At 42.8% G+C, this 15,044-nt stretch carries 19 protein-coding genes and 2 pseudogenes; 2 read left to right on the forward strand and 19 right to left on the reverse strand.

The genetic code is table 11. From position 1 onward, the window contains the following. On the reverse strand, window positions 1-94 hold a 94-nt coding region (gene mraW, locus RWS39_RS05010), incomplete at its 3' end, for a 16S rRNA (cytosine(1402)-N(4))-methyltransferase (protein ID WP_390896044.1). A gap of 246 nt (window positions 95-340) precedes the next feature. On the opposite strand from mraW, the gene RWS39_RS05015 reads away from it, so the two are divergent. Further along, a complete protein-coding gene (locus tag RWS39_RS05015; RefSeq protein ID WP_314481137.1) occupies window positions 341-1,564 on the forward strand; it encodes an MFS transporter in 1,224 nt (407 codons plus the stop codon). A 206-nt stretch (window positions 1,565-1,770) separates the two neighbouring features. Here RWS39_RS05015 and htpX read toward each other — a convergent pair whose 3' ends face one another. After that, complete coding sequence (gene htpX / locus RWS39_RS05020) at window positions 1,771-2,667, reverse strand: zinc metalloprotease HtpX (RefSeq protein ID WP_314481139.1); 897 nt, start codon at window positions 2,665-2,667, stop codon at window positions 1,771-1,773. A gap of 9 nt (window positions 2,668-2,676) precedes the next feature. After that, window positions 2,677-3,234, reverse strand: a complete 558-nt coding sequence (locus RWS39_RS05025) for a LemA family protein (protein ID WP_045500951.1) — start codon at window positions 3,232-3,234, stop codon at window positions 2,677-2,679. A gap of 292 nt (window positions 3,235-3,526) precedes the next feature. Here RWS39_RS05025 and rsmG point away from each other — a divergent pair, with 292 nt between their 5' ends. Beyond that, complete coding sequence (rsmG, locus tag RWS39_RS05030; RefSeq protein WP_125383283.1) at window positions 3,527-4,240, forward strand: 16S rRNA (guanine(527)-N(7))-methyltransferase RsmG; 714 nt, start codon at window positions 3,527-3,529, stop codon at window positions 4,238-4,240. Window positions 4,241-4,291: 51 nt separating this feature from the next. Here the strand turns inward: rsmG and RWS39_RS05035 are convergent, their stop codons facing one another. The 16 genes and pseudogenes from RWS39_RS05035 to RWS39_RS05105 form a co-directional block, all read right to left on the reverse strand. Next, entirely contained in the window at window positions 4,292-4,759 is a 468-nt protein-coding gene (locus tag RWS39_RS05035; RefSeq protein ID WP_260471442.1) for a hypothetical protein, read from the reverse strand. 162 nt (window positions 4,760-4,921) lie between these two features. Further along, a complete protein-coding gene (locus tag RWS39_RS05040) occupies window positions 4,922-5,758 on the reverse strand; it encodes an energy-coupling factor transporter transmembrane component T family protein (protein ID WP_314481141.1) in 837 nt (278 codons plus the stop codon). Next, window positions 5,751-6,554: pseudogene (locus tag RWS39_RS09560) on the reverse strand (energy-coupling factor ABC transporter ATP-binding protein); the annotation flags it as partial. The pseudogene RWS39_RS09560 and the gene RWS39_RS05040, both read right to left, overlap by 8 nt. 27 nt (window positions 6,555-6,581) lie before the next feature. Beyond that, a pseudogene (locus RWS39_RS09565) lies at window positions 6,582-7,436 on the reverse strand (ATP-binding cassette domain-containing protein); the annotation flags it as partial. A 6-nt stretch (window positions 7,437-7,442) separates the two neighbouring features. Further along, the gene (locus tag RWS39_RS05050) at window positions 7,443-8,204 is read right to left on the reverse strand and encodes a nucleoside phosphorylase (RefSeq protein WP_314481145.1); all 762 of its coding nucleotides are present in this window, start codon (window positions 8,202-8,204) and stop codon (window positions 7,443-7,445) included. A gap of 614 nt (window positions 8,205-8,818) precedes the next feature. Continuing rightward, window positions 8,819-9,178: a TfoX/Sxy family protein gene (locus tag RWS39_RS05055; RefSeq protein ID WP_314481147.1), complete on the reverse strand. Its 360-nt coding sequence runs from the start codon at window positions 9,176-9,178 to the stop codon at window positions 8,819-8,821. Window positions 9,179-9,187: 9 nt separating this feature from the next. Continuing rightward, window positions 9,188-9,604, reverse strand: coding sequence for a VOC family protein (locus RWS39_RS05060; RefSeq protein ID WP_125390212.1), 417 nt, complete (start codon window positions 9,602-9,604; stop codon window positions 9,188-9,190). Window positions 9,605-9,660: 56 nt separating this feature from the next. Continuing rightward, window positions 9,661-10,464, reverse strand: a complete 804-nt coding sequence (locus RWS39_RS05065; protein WP_314481149.1) for a helix-turn-helix transcriptional regulator — start codon at window positions 10,462-10,464, stop codon at window positions 9,661-9,663. A 156-nt stretch (window positions 10,465-10,620) separates the two neighbouring features. Then, window positions 10,621-11,607, reverse strand: coding sequence for an oxygen-dependent tRNA uridine(34) hydroxylase TrhO (trhO, locus tag RWS39_RS05070; protein ID WP_314481151.1), 987 nt, complete (start codon window positions 11,605-11,607; stop codon window positions 10,621-10,623). 136 nt (window positions 11,608-11,743) lie between these two features. Beyond that, the gene (locus tag RWS39_RS05075; protein ID WP_314481153.1) at window positions 11,744-12,235 is read right to left on the reverse strand and encodes a DUF6773 family protein; all 492 of its coding nucleotides are present in this window, start codon (window positions 12,233-12,235) and stop codon (window positions 11,744-11,746) included. A gap of 9 nt (window positions 12,236-12,244) precedes the next feature. Further along, window positions 12,245-12,922: a CPBP family intramembrane glutamic endopeptidase gene (locus RWS39_RS05080; protein WP_314481155.1), complete on the reverse strand. Its 678-nt coding sequence runs from the start codon at window positions 12,920-12,922 to the stop codon at window positions 12,245-12,247. Continuing rightward, window positions 12,919-13,395, reverse strand: coding sequence for a DUF6773 family protein (locus RWS39_RS05085; protein WP_314481156.1), 477 nt, complete (start codon window positions 13,393-13,395; stop codon window positions 12,919-12,921). The genes RWS39_RS05080 and RWS39_RS05085 overlap by 4 nt, the downstream gene beginning before the upstream one ends. Window positions 13,396-13,439: 44 nt before the next feature. Continuing rightward, window positions 13,440-13,934 carry a DUF6773 family protein gene (locus RWS39_RS05090; protein WP_314481158.1) on the reverse strand — a complete coding sequence of 165 codons (495 nt, stop codon included), beginning with the start codon at window positions 13,932-13,934 and terminating at the stop codon, window positions 13,440-13,442. Window positions 13,935-13,953: 19 nt separating this feature from the next. Beyond that, complete coding sequence (locus tag RWS39_RS05095) at window positions 13,954-14,151, reverse strand: helix-turn-helix transcriptional regulator (protein WP_015605663.1); 198 nt, start codon at window positions 14,149-14,151, stop codon at window positions 13,954-13,956. Further along, window positions 14,135-14,335, reverse strand: coding sequence for a potassium transporter (locus tag RWS39_RS05100; protein WP_314481162.1), 201 nt, complete (start codon window positions 14,333-14,335; stop codon window positions 14,135-14,137). Before RWS39_RS05100 ends, RWS39_RS05095 begins: the two co-directional genes overlap by 17 nt. Before the next feature lie 134 nt (window positions 14,336-14,469). Continuing rightward, window positions 14,470-15,033 carry an ECF-type riboflavin transporter substrate-binding protein gene (locus RWS39_RS05105; RefSeq protein WP_045500779.1) on the reverse strand — a complete coding sequence of 188 codons (564 nt, stop codon included), beginning with the start codon at window positions 15,031-15,033 and terminating at the stop codon, window positions 14,470-14,472. Window positions 15,034-15,044: the final 11 nt, after the last annotated feature.

The raw sequence follows: 15,044 nt of genomic DNA on the forward strand, positions 1-15,044 counted from the left end.
AGGTCGCATCAACATAGATGCCATCTGGCTGAACATCAAGCTGGTCAATCGTTTCATGAAGAAGTACGGTAATGTGATGAAATTCTTTTGTCATATCCTATCTATTATATCACATTCATGTATAAAAAAAAATCCAAAAGAATATATCAGCTTTTGATAGGCCACCTTATAGCTTTTGCAAGTCACTTTCAGATATTTACCACTTGGCCTACGAGCTTCTACCAGTCAGCGAAAAGGCCTTGCGGACATGCCACATTTTGCTATAATCATAACTACCAATGCATTGCGAGTTGGAATTCCTTCACATTCCGAAATTGATTCGTCCCCAAGGAGATTTATTATGAAACTTGCTTTACGAAATAGACTATTTGCCTTTATCAGTTTTTCACGGATCTTTAATATCCTAGGCTCTTCTATCTATAATATCGTTTTTATCGTATTTGCTTCTAGCATGCCCCAACCTAAGTTTGCCGTTGGTATTGCCAATTTTATCGTTCTTGTTCCTACCTTTTTCACAGTCTTTGTCGGGATGAAAGCTGACAAAACCATTCAAAAGGCCCGCTGGCTTATTCATCTAGGTTACCTGCAGGCCTTCCTCTTCATCCTAGTCGCCCTCCTGACCAAGTCTGCCTCCTACCTCGCCTTTGCTACCGTCTGCTTTCTCAATATCTTTTCTGATATTACCAGCGACTATCGTAGTGGCCTACAGATGCCTATCCTACAAAAAAATATAGAAGAAAAAGATTTGATGGAAGCTTACTCTTTCACTCAACTTCTTACTTTTTTAGGAAATTTTGCTGGGCAAGCCTTGGGCGTCTGGTTACTTAGTATCAGCCAGCAGAATTTCGCTATGGTCGCTCTCATCAATGCCCTCTGCTTCCTACTCTCCTCAAGCACTCTTTATCTGATTCGCCAAAAACTCACCCATGATGCTCCTGCTGTTACAGAGCAAAAACTTCCTTTCAAAAAACAAATGAAAGACCTTTACCAGAATGTCCAAATGATTTTTGAACAAGAAAAAATCGGAAACTTCTTGCTAGTGCTGCTTCAAGTCCTCCTCTTAAATGCACTGGCTGGCTCCATCATGGGACTCTACAATCTCTACTTATTGGACCACCCGTTTTGGGGGCTCAATCTCAGCCAGTCTCTGCTAGTCATCGAGTCCTGCACAGTGATTGGGATTATCTCCGCCAGTGCCTTCTCAAATGATTATTTTTCCAAGCTTTCTCTGATGCGACTCGTCGTTTGGTGCTCGCTAGCTCTGCTCCTCCTAGGACTCAGCAATTTACTCCAAGCTCCTGCTCTCTTGGGAATTTTCTTTCTTACCTTTCTCATGTACATCTCTGGAAAAATCAATCCTAAAATCAACAGCATGCTGCTGAGTAAACTTCCTCCAGAAGTATTAGCCCAAACCTCCAACTTTCTTACCATGCTCTTTACCTTTTCCATTCCACTAGGAAGCATGCTTTTCACTAGTCTCGGCCTTTGGAATATGGGAAGCGCTTGGTTGGTCTTCTCTCTGCTTGGTGGTGTCTGCCTTCTACTCAGTCTCAAAAACAACTAGAGTAAAAACCGTCGCAATTCCATACAAAAAAGAGGCTGGGACAAAAGTCCTAGTCTCTCAATTGTCTTTGGATTGTCAAACAAGACGCAGTGGTTGAGTGGGCTCTACTACGCTGATTTCATCAGCTTTTACAGCCCTACTCAACTGTGCGGAGGTGGGACGACGAAATCGAATTCTAACGAATTACCGATTTCTGTCCCACTCTCTTACATATTTTTCAATCTTTCTATCCGATCGGAAATTGGTGGGTGAGTATAAAAGAGCTTTTGCAAGCCACCCTTCTTCTTAGGATCATTGATATAGAGGGCTGCACTGGCGTCATCTACATGGTGCTCCATAGGTTGACTATTGTCTAACTTCAGCAGGGCATTGATCATGCCCTTAGGATTGCGGGTCAGCTCAACACTTGAAGCGTCTGCCAGATACTCACGTTGACGGGAAATAGCCAACTGCACCAATGTTGCAGCAAGCGGCGCCAAGAGAAGAGCCAGCAGAGAGACTATCATCAAAACAATTCCTAAGCCATTGTCATTGTCCCGATTGTTTCTTCGACGGCCACCACCGCCAAACCACATCATGCGCCCAGCCATGCTAGACAGCATCGTGACAGCACTTGTAAGTGCCACTGCAATCGTCGAAATGCGAATATCATAATTGCGAATATGACTGACTTCATGCCCCATTACACCTTCAAGCTCTTCACGATTCATGAGGGCAAGCAAGCCAGTTGTGGCAGCCACTGCCGCATTCTCAGGCTTTGAGCCAGTCGCAAAGGCATTGGGTGAAGCATCTTCTATGATGTAGACCCGAGGCATAGGAATCTGAGCCACCATAGCCATATCCTGCACAACGTGATAAAGTTCAGGCGCTTCCTGCTCGGAAACTTCCCTTGCACCGTTCATTGACATGACAATCTCTGTGGACTGAAAAATCATACTGACAGCATAAATACCACCGATGATGAAAGCAATGGCCATCCCACCAAAGGGAGAATCGAGCCAAAGATAGCCGACAGCTGCCCCAATCAAAGCTAAAAGAGCAAAGAAGGCGACGAGGAGAACCCAAGTGCGCCTTTTATTGCTGGCAATTTGGTCAAACAACATAGTGGCCACCTACCCCAAATCGCTAAAATCCACTTTAGGAACAGCCTTTTCTTCCTCTGGTGTCTTCAAAAAGTCTGCTGCTTTGAAGCCAAACATACCTGCAATAACATTGCTTGGGAAAGTTTCCATTTTGACATTGTAGTTGCTGGTTACTGAATTGTAAAGCTGACGAGAATAAGCAATCTTATTTTCTGTATTTGTCAACTCTTCCTGAAGTTTCAAGTAGTTTGTATTTGCCTTAAGATCTGGGTAATTCTCAGCAACCGCAAAGATACCAGAAATCGAACGAGTCAGGGCATCACTAGCCTCCATAGCTTGGGCAGGTGATGAAGCAGCAGCTACTTGGTTACGCAATCGAGTAACATTTTCCAAGGTTGATTTCTCATATTTTCCATAACCTTTAACCGTCTCCAAAAGGTTGGGAATCAGGTCATTTCGGCGCTTGAGCTGGACATCAATCTGACTCCAAGCCTCTTGAGTTTGCATACGGCTCTTAACAAGACCATTGTAAACAGAAATCACGAAAATAGCTACAACTGCCACAACGGCAATAATAATTAAAAACATGGACATAATAAAGATACTCCTTATGATTTGATTGCACCTATTATAACAAAAAAAGCTCAACCTGTCTTTCTTGACATGTCATCTAGTAAAATAGGCTTATCTTAAAATAATATTCAAGCGCTAAAATAGTCAGAAATCTAGAAAAAGCTTCTTCACTTTTCTAGAAAACAAACTCTGAAAATCAAGGTAAGTCAGTATCTAACCCTTGGAGGCCCAAGAAACCAATCGTCAGAAGCACCTTGCCCCGTTTTATGATATAATAGAATGAATACTGACAAACAAGGATGAAACTATGACACCGCAAGAATTTTACCAGCTATTAAGCCAGCAGGGAATCGAGCTGACCGATCGCCAGAAAGACCAGTTTGAGCGTTATTTTGAACTCTTGGTCGAATGGAATGAAAAAATCAATCTGACAGCTATCACAGAAAAAAATGAGGTCTATCTCAAGCATTTCTATGATTCAATTGCACCCGTTTTGCAAGGCCTGATTGATAATCAAGAGCTTAAGCTGCTGGATATCGGAGCAGGCGCTGGCTTTCCTAGCCTCCCTATGAAAATCATCTGTCCTCAGCTGGATGTGACTATCATTGATTCGCTCAACAAACGCATCAACTTCCTCAAACTGCTGGAAGAGGAGCTGGAGTTGGACAAGGTTCACTTCTACCACGGCCGCGCAGAAGACTTTGCTCAGGACAAGGCCTTTCGAGCTCAATTTGACTTAGTCACCGCCCGTGCAGTTGCTCGGATGCAGGTCCTATCTGAACTGACCATTCCCTACCTGAAAGTCGGCGGGAAGCTCCTAGCGCTCAAGGCTTCCAATGCTCCAGAAGAACTGGAAGAAGCCAAAAATGCCCTCAACTTACTCTTTAGCAAGGTCCAAGACAACCTCAGCTATGCTTTACCAAACGGTGACCCTCGCTTTATCACAGTGGTTGAAAAGAAGAAAGAAACGCCCAACAAATACCCCCGCAAGGCCGGTATGCCAAATAAAAGACCATTATAAAAAGAAAAATCAGGCAAAAATTGCCTGATTTTTTATGTTTGTTAAACCATATTATTTTTCCACAGCTTCATTATAGATTCGAATCCAAGGAGCAACTTGATTTATCACATCTAAAAACTGTAATAAGTCAATATATTTTTGATCCGTATAAGGTCCAAAAGCCAGACGAATATCTTTGTTAGAACTCATTGGATTGTAATACAGATACAGGTGATGAACTTTTGCATACTTTGTTTCTTCCACTTCCTCAATCTTAATGGTCACATCAGCTAAGTCAGAAAGCATGAGAAATTGGAAATAAGCATCCACCCGTATGATGGCATCCTTATAAAGATAGAGAGATAAGCTTTCACGCGCATAACGAGAATCACTATAAATCAGTTGAAATTCCTTTTCAAGCTCTGGAAAGTGAGAATAAAGTTCTTGACAGCGTCGCAAACTCTTTTCTCTATTGACTATAGCAAGGCAAGTAAAGAGACCACTCATCCCTATTAGCAAGATGATTAAAATCAGGGTCATTCTCCCCCCGACTTCATCTGTCTGTGACAAAGCCAAGAGCAAAACGAAAGCCCCTAGACCACAAAAAATAGGAAAAAGTAATTCCTTATAAAATTTAAAATTTATTTTTTCTTGCACCAATTATCCTCTCAATCCAAACATGGCTAATTTTCCACCTCGATCCTAGGCCCAAGGATTATAAAACCGTCCTTGATTGACAACGAAAAGAAGAAGGCTGAGGGCTAGTAGAAGGACGGATACCATGATTACAAGTTTGTCTAGTTTTCCGAAGGCTTGCTGGGTGTACCAGGTCCGCTTTTTATTTTTCCCAAAGCGGCGCAGCTCCATGGCCGTCGCGATAGTATTGATTCGCTCGAGCGAGCTGAAAATCAGGGGAATGACGATTTGCAGATTGCCCTTGACCCGCTTGCTGAGGGGAGCCTTTTTGGATAATTCTTGCCCACGCGCCTCTTGAGACATCTTGATGAGGTAAAATTCCTCCTGTAAATCCGGAATATAACGCAGGGTCAGACTGACCGCATAAGCAATCTTATAAGAAAGACCGATTTGATTCAGACTGGAAGCAAATTGACTGGGATGAGTGGTCATAAGAAAGATCACCGCTAGGGGAATTGTTGAGAAATACTTGAGCAAAAGATTCAAGAGATAAAAGAGCTCCTGAAGCGTGAGATTATAAGCTCCCCAGCCTGTCCAGATCAGATTCTTTGCTCCATAAATCTCCACCCCATACTGCGGGGCAAAGAGATAGACCATGAGAATATTCAGTGCTGCAAAGGTTCCCGCAAAAGCCAAAACGAAAGAAATGTCTTTCAGCCGAATCTCAGACACTCTAAATAAAATTAGAGAAGCTAGCGCCACAAGAAGGAGGAAGCGCGTATCGTAGCTCATCATGGCCGCCACCGAAACCAGGATAAAAAAGATCAGTTTGCTGGCACCAGAAAGAGCATGGAGAAAAGTCTTTCCGGCATGGTAGCCAATCAATTTCTGTTGATTAAACATGACTTTCCTCCTTTTTTCGCATGTAAAATTGAGTCAGAGCTAGCGGATCCACTCCCAGCTTCTCAGCTAGACTAAAAATTGAAGTTTCCTTTAGATTGGCCGCTGCAATCAACTCATGATCGGACAGAACCTGAGCAGGCGACTGGTCTGCTAAAATCTGGCCGTCCACCACCACGATGGCCCGATCAGAATAATCCAGCATGAGCTGCATATCATGGGTAATCATAATAATCGTGTGTCCCTGCTGGTTTAGCTCATCGAGAAAGTCCATCATTTCTGTATAATGGCGCTGATCCTGACCAGCTGTTGGCTCATCCAAAAGGATAATCTCTGGATTTAACACCAATATAGAAGCAATGGTCACCCGCTTCTTCTGACCAAAAGACAGAGCTGAAATCGGCCAACTGCGGAATTCATAGAGACCACAAGTTTTGAGCACAGCATGAACCCTTTCTTCAATTTCCGCTTCTGCCAGTCCGCGCAAGCGCAAGCCTAGGGCCACTTCATCAAAAATCATGGCTGCCGAAATCATCTGATTGGGATTTTGCAGGACATAGCCAATCCGCTCCGCTCGCTCCTTGATAGAGTCTCCCTTGATATCCTGTCCCTGCCAACGATACTCCCCCTCTGTGTCAACAAAACGACAGAGAGCCTTGGCTAGCGTAGACTTGCCAGCTCCATTTTTCCCAACGATGGCTATCCGCTCACCCTTGAAAATCTTCAGACTAATATCCCGCAAAATAGGTCTATCGCTCTGATAGGCAAAGGAAACATGGTCGAGTTCTAAAAGGGCTTCGTGACGACTATCAACCTGCTCTGCTTTTTGCTCGGTCAGATTCTGCGAAAGTCCTGTTAGATCCAGCTTGGTCAAATCAGCCAGATGAGCCGCACTTGCCACATCAAAACCAAGCTGCCGCAAGGCTGTGATATAGAGAGGTTCTCGAATCCCATTTTCTGCTAAGAGGTCCGTCTTGAGCAGATCATCCGGCGCACTGTTAAAGAGGATTTCCCCATCATTGACAAGGACAACTCGGTCAACAGGTCGATAAAGCACATCTTCCAAGCGATGCTCGATGATGATGGTCGTGGTCGCAGCTTCTCTATGAATCTGATCAATCAAGTCAATCGTGTCCTGACCAGACTTGGGATCGAGATTGGCCAAAGGCTCATCAAACAGCAAAATTGGACTCTCATCGATCAAGACACCCGCCAGACTGACCCGCTGTTTCTGTCCACCAGACAAGTCTTGAGGACGATGGTTCAAAAGCTGCTCTAGGTCTAGCTGTTTCGCCCAACGGATGACTTTCTCCCGCATCAAAGGCAAGTCCACCATATCATTTTCCAGAGCAAAGGCCAGATCCTCTGCCACGCTGAGCCCGATAAACTGACCATCCGTGTCCTGCAAGACCGTGCTGACAAGATTTGACTTGTCATAAATGCTGCTATCAAAGGCTGGCTGCCCCTTAATCAAGAGTTGTCCACTAGCCTGACCCTTGTAAATATTGGGAATAATACCGTTGAGGCACTGACCTAGGGTTGACTTACCAGAGCCAGACGGCCCAATAAGCAGCACCTTTTCCCCTTCATAAATGGTCAGATTGATATGCTTCAAAGTCGGCTCCGACTGAGCCTGGTATTGAAAACTAAAATCTTCAAATTGAATAATTGGTTTTTTCATGTTTTTCTATAAGGCCAGAGCGATCTGAATCGCCAGATTGGCCACCTTATCTTTCTCGTCTAAGTCCGCATGATTAGCCAGATTGCGCATATCCCAAGCCTCCTCAGACAGATGATCCGCCGCATAAAAGAACTGGCAAACTTGAACGCCACGAAAGGCCGCTAGAGCTGCTACAGCCGAGCACTCCATGTCCACACAGATAGCTCCCGCCTCTTTTCGCCTGCGTAGCTTGTTCGCAGTCTCTCGGAAAATACCGTCGGTCGTCCAAACCTTGCCCAAGCTATGAGAAATCCCTCGCTGCTCAAGGAAGTCCAAGAGAAAATCCTGCAAGCCGATATTGACCGCTATCTCCGAACTAGCCGGCTGGTAATGATAACTAGTCCCCTCATCGCGCAAAGCTGCCGTCGGAATAATGACGGATGTTGCTTTGATATCCTCGTCCAGCACACCACAAGTCCCAAAGAGAACCAGCTTCTTCATACCAAAAGCAATCAAATCCTCCAGAATAGCCACACAAGCGGAAGCTCCAACTGGTGCATTGAAAAGAGCTAGCTCCTGCCCATCCGCAAAGATCCGATAGATAGGAATTTCAATGTTAGCCATAGACGTCGTCGTAATCAACTCATGGTCAAAATCCGCCAACATTCGGGCAAAGGTCTCCCGAGCAAAGCAGGACACTGCCGTCTGCGGAAAGCCTTCAATAGGCTCTATCAAATCCTCTGGATTGATGATGGCCTTACGGTTTTGATCAAACTCTTCAAGAATCATCGACTTGTTTTGTCCCTTTCTTTAGCATGAAATAGCCAGTTAATCTCCACTGACTCTATCCTACTATTGTATCATAAAAAGGCAGTCTACTGACTATCACCAGCATATTTTCTAGCTAGCCAAGGATATAGGCAGGCTCTATAGCAAGGATGGGTTCAAGCGCATTTCAAAACAAAAAAGAGATACTCATCATATTGACTATTAAATCATAATCTCTGATTTCCACCAAGCACCTTAGATATAATGTCTTCATGTTTCAAAAAATTGAATTTCTGAATTCCAATAATTACGGTGCACATCTAGAATTTTTCAGAAAAGTTTGTAGGTGCTTAATTATCTAGTATTTCTATCTAAACCAACGTGTATATACGCTGAGTACTTCTGTTCTAAAGAATTAAAATCCAAACTCAGTGTGGTTATAAACCACCTTTGCTCCCATACTTCTAAAACATGCTCCTTCTACAAAACGAACTCTGGCATTGGCATAAAATCTGTGCAACAAAATACGAAAAAACTGTATCCATGAAGAGTCTTTCCGACTGAAAGCTTCATCAATACAGATTCTGAGAATATATTTGAATTTCTAAGAAAGCAAAACTCATTCTGAGCAATTCTTACTTTTTATCATGCTGCGTCAGCTCCTGATTGTAGGCCAAGGCTAGCTTGATCCAGTAAGACAGTTCCTTTTGTCCCTCGACATCTAAATCAATATAACCACGATAAAGCCTGCCTTTCATCACTGTGACACTGGTACCATTTTTAGGTAGGACCTGCTTTTCCATTTCCTTACCGATGCGGACCATGACAAGCTCTTGACCTCTCGAACTCACAGTCACGGTCATCTTACCTCGGACCATAAAAGCCAAACCACCAAACATCTTCTTCTCTTCTACATCTTCTTCAAAAACACGAGGAGAAAGTTCAGTAGCTAAAATGGTACGAATCTGTTGAGCTAAAGATTTACTATATGCCATCGCTCTCCCCTATTTCATCATCACATCCCAGCCGATACCAAAACGGTCAATCAAGCGGGCATAAAACTTAGCAAAAGCTTGATTCTCTAGAGTATAGAGAATCCGTCCACCTTCAGTAAGCTTAGTCAAGAATTCATCGGCTTCTTCTCTACTATCTGGACTCAGAACCAACCATTGATTAGGCTGATGATTGCTAGGAATAGATAGGTCATTAAAAACACCTACATCTTCACCATTCAGGGTTAAGTTTTCCGTATCTAAGGCAATCCAGGCAAGCTTATCCCGTTTTTCTGCAGGAAGGTTTGCTGGGTCCATCATCTCACTGGCTCGTACAAGTCCCTTTATCTCTGTCTGAAAAAGATCTGCATAAAAACGAAAAGCTTCTTCGGCCTGACCATTAAAACTTAAAAACACGTCTAATTTCATTATTGTTCCTCCAATTTTTTATAGCTGAGAATAAATCTCTATCATCAGTTTATCAATTAGGATAAAATTTTTCTTATTCTCAATTGCGCTTGTTTGGCTAGGGAACGCATGATTAAAACTGGAAGATTAACTGTAATAGGTGGATCGCTGGGCAAAGGCCTGCGCATGCTGATTTCCTCCTGATAGATGCTATCGCCTGAAAAAGCGAAAGGCTCATCGCTGCCCCAGCGAAAGTTATGCTTCAAGACATAGTTTTTAGTTAGGCGTAAATCCTCCAGCAATTCACAGGCCAAAAGATAGTAGTGACCATCGGGTACATTTTCAAAAGTAAACCGGCTCTCCTGACTTAGTGCTACTCCGATAACCGGCTCTTCTTTGGGAATGCGGGTTTTAAAAAGCCCGACACAGCTAATGCGTGGTTCATACCCCTCAGGATAAGATAGCGCCACAGTCAACCGATTGCCACTTTTACAGTCGGGATCCTGATGCAACAAAGCTCCCTTCTCATCCAGCTGTTTGACCATAAAATCATAAGCCTTGGTTGATTCCTGATAATATTTTTTAGGCGAAAGTCCAGTATGCCGCTTAAAAGTATTGGAAAAACTGCCTAGACTATCATAACCAGCTTCCATAGAGGTCTCGGTCACATTTTGCCGTCTTTCCACAATTTCCTGAATCCCTTTTTCCATCTTAAGAGCTTCCATATATTGCTTGATAGAAAAGCCCATCTTTTTCTTGAAAGTTCTGGATAGATGGGAAGGGCTATAGTGGAAATGCTGAGCCAAATCGGTCAGACTCAGCTCTTGATCTGAATGCTGACGCAGATAGGCTGCCACTTCTTCCATGATAGCTTTAGACATAGACTTGCTCCTTTCCCATTTATTTAAGCCCATTATATCACATCAAAAAGAAGGGACAAAACATCGAAACCTGAATAAAGAAAAGCTAAGCTGCAAATAAATAATGAAAAAACTTTAGACACTATCCGTCTAAAGTTTTTTATCTTCACGATTAAATTACTGAGCTACCAATGTTTCCAAGCTCTCCCCAATCGCAGCCAAACGCTCCACCACTTCTACTTGTGTCAATTCATTTTCTGAAACATAGCGGTTACGAGGGTGAACGCGGCATTCGTGAGAACAGCCACGGAGGTACTTGTCTTCATTTTCTTCTGAAGTCAGGATGCGGCGGTTACACTCTGGATTGCCACAGTTGACATAGCGCTCACAAGGAGTACCGTCAAACCAGTCTTTCCCAATCACGACTGGATCGACATGGTTGATATCAACGGAGATACGCTCATCAAAGACATACATCTTGCCATCCCAAAGCTCACCTTGAACTTCAGGATCCTTGCCGTAAGTTGCGATTCCTCCATGCAATTGACCGACATCCTTGTAGCCTTCACGCACCATCCAGCCTGAGAATTTCTCACAGCGAACACCACCAGTACAGTAAACAACCACGCGCTTGTCCATGAACTTCTCTTTGTTATCACGAACCCATTGCGGCAACTCACGGAAGTTGCGGATGTCTGGACGGATAGCTCCACGGAAATGTCCTAGGTCGTACTCGTAATCGTTACGTGTGTCTAGGACAACAGTGTCTTCATCAAGAAGGGCTTCTTTGAACTCTTTTGGAGACAAGTAAGCTCCTGTCGTCTCCAACGGGTTGATGTCATTATCAAAATCATTGTCTTCCAAGCCCAAGTGCACGATTTCTTTCTTGTAGCGAACAAACATTTTCTTGAAGGCTTGCTCATTTTCTTCGTCAATCTTGAACCAAAGGTCTTCCATGCCCGGAAGGCTGTGCACATAATCCATGTATTTTTGAGTGGTTTCATAGTCACCAGAAACCGTTCCATTGATTCCCTCATCTGCTACTAGGATACGGCCTTTCAGACCGATAGATTTACAGAAGGCCAGATGATCAGCTGCAAATTTCTCAGCATTTTCAATTGGAACATATTTGTAGTAAAGTAGGACGCGAATATCTTTTGCCATAAGATTTCAACTCTCATTTCTCTTTAAATTTTCTGAATTTTTTAATTCATCTATTTATTATAACCTGATTGAAAAAACTGGGCAAAAGATTTGTTTGGAAAATAGCAGAGCTGGAATCTCTATGCAGAAAAGCAACTTAGCCCTCTTTCTCCAATTCTTCCAAATACTTTTCAAAGCGCTTCTTCTGCCACTTGCTGAGACTCTCCAAGAGAATATTAACCAGCAGCATAAAAGGAAAGTGAATGACAAAAGTAATTAAAATAACAAATAGGAACATGGGGTGAAAAATACTATTATGATAAATAGCATGATTGAGCTGAAAATTCTGGCAGGCAATCAAAAGGGTCAGAAAGCCTGTCGCAGCCAGCACACCCCAGATAGTCAGACTGAAACTATTGTAATAATTGGCTCCCAGATACTGAGTGCGACACATGAAATAAAAACTGGTGATGAGAATCAAAAGCAAGAAGGGCTGATAGTGAACGACTCCCCCATTCATAGCTACAGAACCCATATATAAAGCTAAACTGCCACATAGCATGAGACTAAAACTCTCCATACCAGCCTTGTTGACCAGTTGTTCTTCGCGTTCGTCCAAGATTTGACGTTTGATGAGTTTCATTTTCATTTCAAGCTCCTATACTTCTACTCCAAAAATAGGGATTAACAACATAAGAATGGCAGGAAGTCCGTTATTTATCATGTGAACTGCAATACTGACTTCCAAGCGCCGAGTTTGACAAGCCAGCAAGGTCAAAATCACAGAGGCAGCACCATAAATCACAAAAGACATGATATTGGTTGGGCCATGAAAAAGCGCAAAGAGCAGTCCGCCTATGATATAGCCCCAGCTTTCATAGCCTTTAAAGATTTTTAGAGGAATGATGCCACGGAAAATAATTTCTTCTGCGATAGGCGCTAAAATTCCAAGCATGATGGATAATAAAACTATATCTCCTCTTCGGAACTCCTCCATCAAAGATGCCTGATTAGCCGTTGTCGCTTCTCCATGCAGCCACCGGAGTAATACCGTCCCAAGGACAGATATGAGCAACATGCCAAAGAGGCCTAGAGCAATTCGCTTCCCATCTCCTTTTTGAAAAATTTTCCCATACTGAGATAAGATTCCTGTTTTCTTTGCTACCGCGACAAAGACCAGTAAAATGAGGATTATCATCAAAAGCCCAAGACCAAGGGTCCACTGTTTGGGAAATTGATAAGTTATTGCTAGCTGCTGAAACAGCATAGGGAGGATATACAAGGCCAAGGCTAAAAAAGCGCAGCCAACCCAGATCAATCGTTTCCGCCAAGTCATTCTTCATCCTCCAATTCCTGATCGAGCTTTGCCTGACCTTTGCTGTTTAGGTAAAGACTGATCTTGTCCATGGTCAAGCTTCCAAGCACAAACAGTATCATTGCAAGAGTCAGCTTGAGCAGATACAAAATGCTGAACATGCTAGCCAGACTTTCTCGCTGACCAAAGAAATCAATACCTATAAGGATGAGAACAAAGACGACTCCACCGCCAAAACGCTCTGGCCATTTTTCCTCTCTCACCATATCACCAACATCAATGCCTAAGCTTATGCGACGAAGCAAGGCATATAGACCTACTAGAGTAAGCAGAATACCCTCTGGCAGATAGGCCAGCAAGCTTAGATGGAGGACATAGGCTTTGAAAAATACAGAGATAGCCAAGAAAAGGAACATTCCTAGTACTAGTTCTCCTGCAACTTTTCCGTCCAATTTTTCTGTTCGTTCATCTTTTATAACAGGCTGCTTCTTCATTTTCTTTCTCACTTTCTTATTTATAAGTTAAAGATTCATTGATTCTAATTCTCATCATTTTCTAGTTCTTGGTCTAATAAAACCTGTCTCTTCCGATAAAAATAATTGACTCCCTTGTCTAAAATACTAGAGAGAACCAGTATCAGCGCAATAATAAAAACAAATTGTAAAAATGGATGATGGCGAAAGAATGGTCGAAGAGCTGAATTTCCACTCCACATCTGAACAGCCACGATTACAATCGCTAAGATAGCTCCATTGGCCAAACGACTTCTGAAACTCCTATGCCCAATAGATGGCTTGTAGCGTCTGATATCAAGCCCCAACTGCCAGCTCCGAATTCCTGCATATAGCTCCATCCCTAAAATAATCAAGATTTCTGGTAAGTAGCCTTCTACTGGTACATGCCAAATCATGATTTTTATAAAAATAGAGATAAGGAGCAAGATAATCGCAAAAAAAGCTATTTCATTTCCTAATTTTCTCTCAAGCTGTACAGTCCGTTCATCTGTATAGACTTTTTGTGGTTTGTCTTTCATTTTCTTTCTCACTTTCTTCCTATTCTTCCCAAAACAACTGATCCAGCGTTTTATTGAGGCATTTGCAAATGGCCAAGCATAGACTAAGACTGGGATTGTACTTGCCTGCCTCAATCAGGCCAATGGTCTGGCGGGTCACTCCGATAGCATCTGCCAAGTCACCTTGAGTCATGTCATGCTCAACCCGTGCCATCTTGAGCTTAAGATTTTTTGCCATGGTCACCATCCTTTTCGTCATTCTTTTGCCCGCCTATAGCGTAGAAACTACAGCCAAGGGCGGCATTAGCACAAGCGATTATGATAAAGGTTTGATCTTTCTGAATCATGCCAACAACTAGTAGAACTATCGCCAATACAAGACAAATAAGTAGTGTAAGCAGATTATTCCCTTTCTTATTCATATTTGCGCTCCTTTCGTCTTCATAAATCCATTATACAATATATTTTAAATAATGCAATATATAAATTACATTTTGTTTTTTATTTTGTACAAAAAAAGATTGGGACTTTCCCAATCTTGTAATATCTAGTTTGATTAATCTTTCTTAAGGCTACCTGAGCGAGTCTGAGTACGAGCGTAGGCTAGTAAGAGCAAGGTTCCTGCTACGGCAACTGTCACTCCATTGGAAAGAGTTGCTACAAAGCCTTGCACAAAGACCTTATTGACCGGCTCGCTATAAATCAAGATATCACCAATCGGAGCGACCAAGAGCCAGACAAAAGCATTGGCCAAAAGCTGGAAGATATTGAAGTTGACGATGTCCTTCACTTCAAAGATACCTTCTGCTGCACGAATGCGATTTTTAAACAAACCGAGAATGAAACCAAAGAAGGCACTAGCGATAATCCATGACCACCAGAGACCGTAGCCAGCCATAGCATCTTTGATAACGTGACCAATCAAGCCCATCAGGAAGCCAACAAAGGGACCAAAAACGACACTGAAGAGGGCCTGAACCGCATATTGCAACTGAATACTGGTATTTGGGACAGGTGTTGGAATGCTAATCATTCCGATAACTACAAAAAGTGCAGCTCCAATCCCCGTTGCAACGACTTCTTTAATGGTAAACTTTGTATCTAACAATTTCTTTTTCATGTTTTTCTCCT

The organism is Streptococcus cristatus (assembly GCF_963529205.1).
GTDB classification, from domain to species: domain Bacteria; phylum Bacillota; class Bacilli; order Lactobacillales; family Streptococcaceae; genus Streptococcus; species Streptococcus cristatus_O.

Bases quoted from the DNA above. Each gene is read 5' to 3' on its own strand.
- RWS39_RS05075 (WP_314481153.1), bottom strand. From the start codon at position 12,235: ATGAAAATGAAACTCATCAAACGTCAAATCTTGGACGAACGCGAAGAA.
- RWS39_RS05025 (WP_045500951.1), bottom strand. From the start codon at position 3,234: ATGTTTTTAATTATTATTGCCGTTGTGGCAGTTGTAGCTATTTTCGTG.
- RWS39_RS05105 (WP_045500779.1), bottom strand. From the start codon at position 15,033: ATGAAAAAGAAATTGTTAGATACAAAGTTTACCATTAAAGAAGTCGTT.
- RWS39_RS05080 (WP_314481155.1), bottom strand. From the start codon at position 12,922: ATGACTTGGCGGAAACGATTGATCTGGGTTGGCTGCGCTTTTTTAGCC.
- rsmG (WP_125383283.1), top strand. From the start codon at position 3,527: ATGACACCGCAAGAATTTTACCAGCTATTAAGCCAGCAGGGAATCGAG.
- RWS39_RS05060 (WP_125390212.1), bottom strand. From the start codon at position 9,604: ATGAAATTAGACGTGTTTTTAAGTTTTAATGGTCAGGCCGAAGAAGCT.
- RWS39_RS05090 (WP_314481158.1), bottom strand. From the start codon at position 13,934: ATGAAAGACAAACCACAAAAAGTCTATACAGATGAACGGACTGTACAG.
- htpX (WP_314481139.1), bottom strand. From the start codon at position 2,667: ATGTTGTTTGACCAAATTGCCAGCAATAAAAGGCGCACTTGGGTTCTC.
- RWS39_RS05015 (WP_314481137.1), top strand. From the start codon at position 341: ATGAAACTTGCTTTACGAAATAGACTATTTGCCTTTATCAGTTTTTCA.
- trhO (WP_314481151.1), bottom strand. From the start codon at position 11,607: ATGGCAAAAGATATTCGCGTCCTACTTTACTACAAATATGTTCCAATT.
- RWS39_RS05085 (WP_314481156.1), bottom strand. From the start codon at position 13,395: ATGAAGAAGCAGCCTGTTATAAAAGATGAACGAACAGAAAAATTGGAC.
- RWS39_RS05050 (WP_314481145.1), bottom strand. From the start codon at position 8,204: ATGATTCTTGAAGAGTTTGATCAAAACCGTAAGGCCATCATCAATCCA.
- RWS39_RS05065 (WP_314481149.1), bottom strand. From the start codon at position 10,464: ATGTCTAAAGCTATCATGGAAGAAGTGGCAGCCTATCTGCGTCAGCAT.
- RWS39_RS05040 (WP_314481141.1), bottom strand. From the start codon at position 5,758: ATGTTTAATCAACAGAAATTGATTGGCTACCATGCCGGAAAGACTTTT.
- RWS39_RS05095 (WP_015605663.1), bottom strand. From the start codon at position 14,151: ATGGCAAAAAATCTTAAGCTCAAGATGGCACGGGTTGAGCATGACATG.
- RWS39_RS05055 (WP_314481147.1), bottom strand. From the start codon at position 9,178: ATGGCATATAGTAAATCTTTAGCTCAACAGATTCGTACCATTTTAGCT.
- RWS39_RS05035 (WP_260471442.1), bottom strand. From the start codon at position 4,759: ATGACCCTGATTTTAATCATCTTGCTAATAGGGATGAGTGGTCTCTTT.
- RWS39_RS05100 (WP_314481162.1), bottom strand. From the start codon at position 14,335: ATGAATAAGAAAGGGAATAATCTGCTTACACTACTTATTTGTCTTGTA.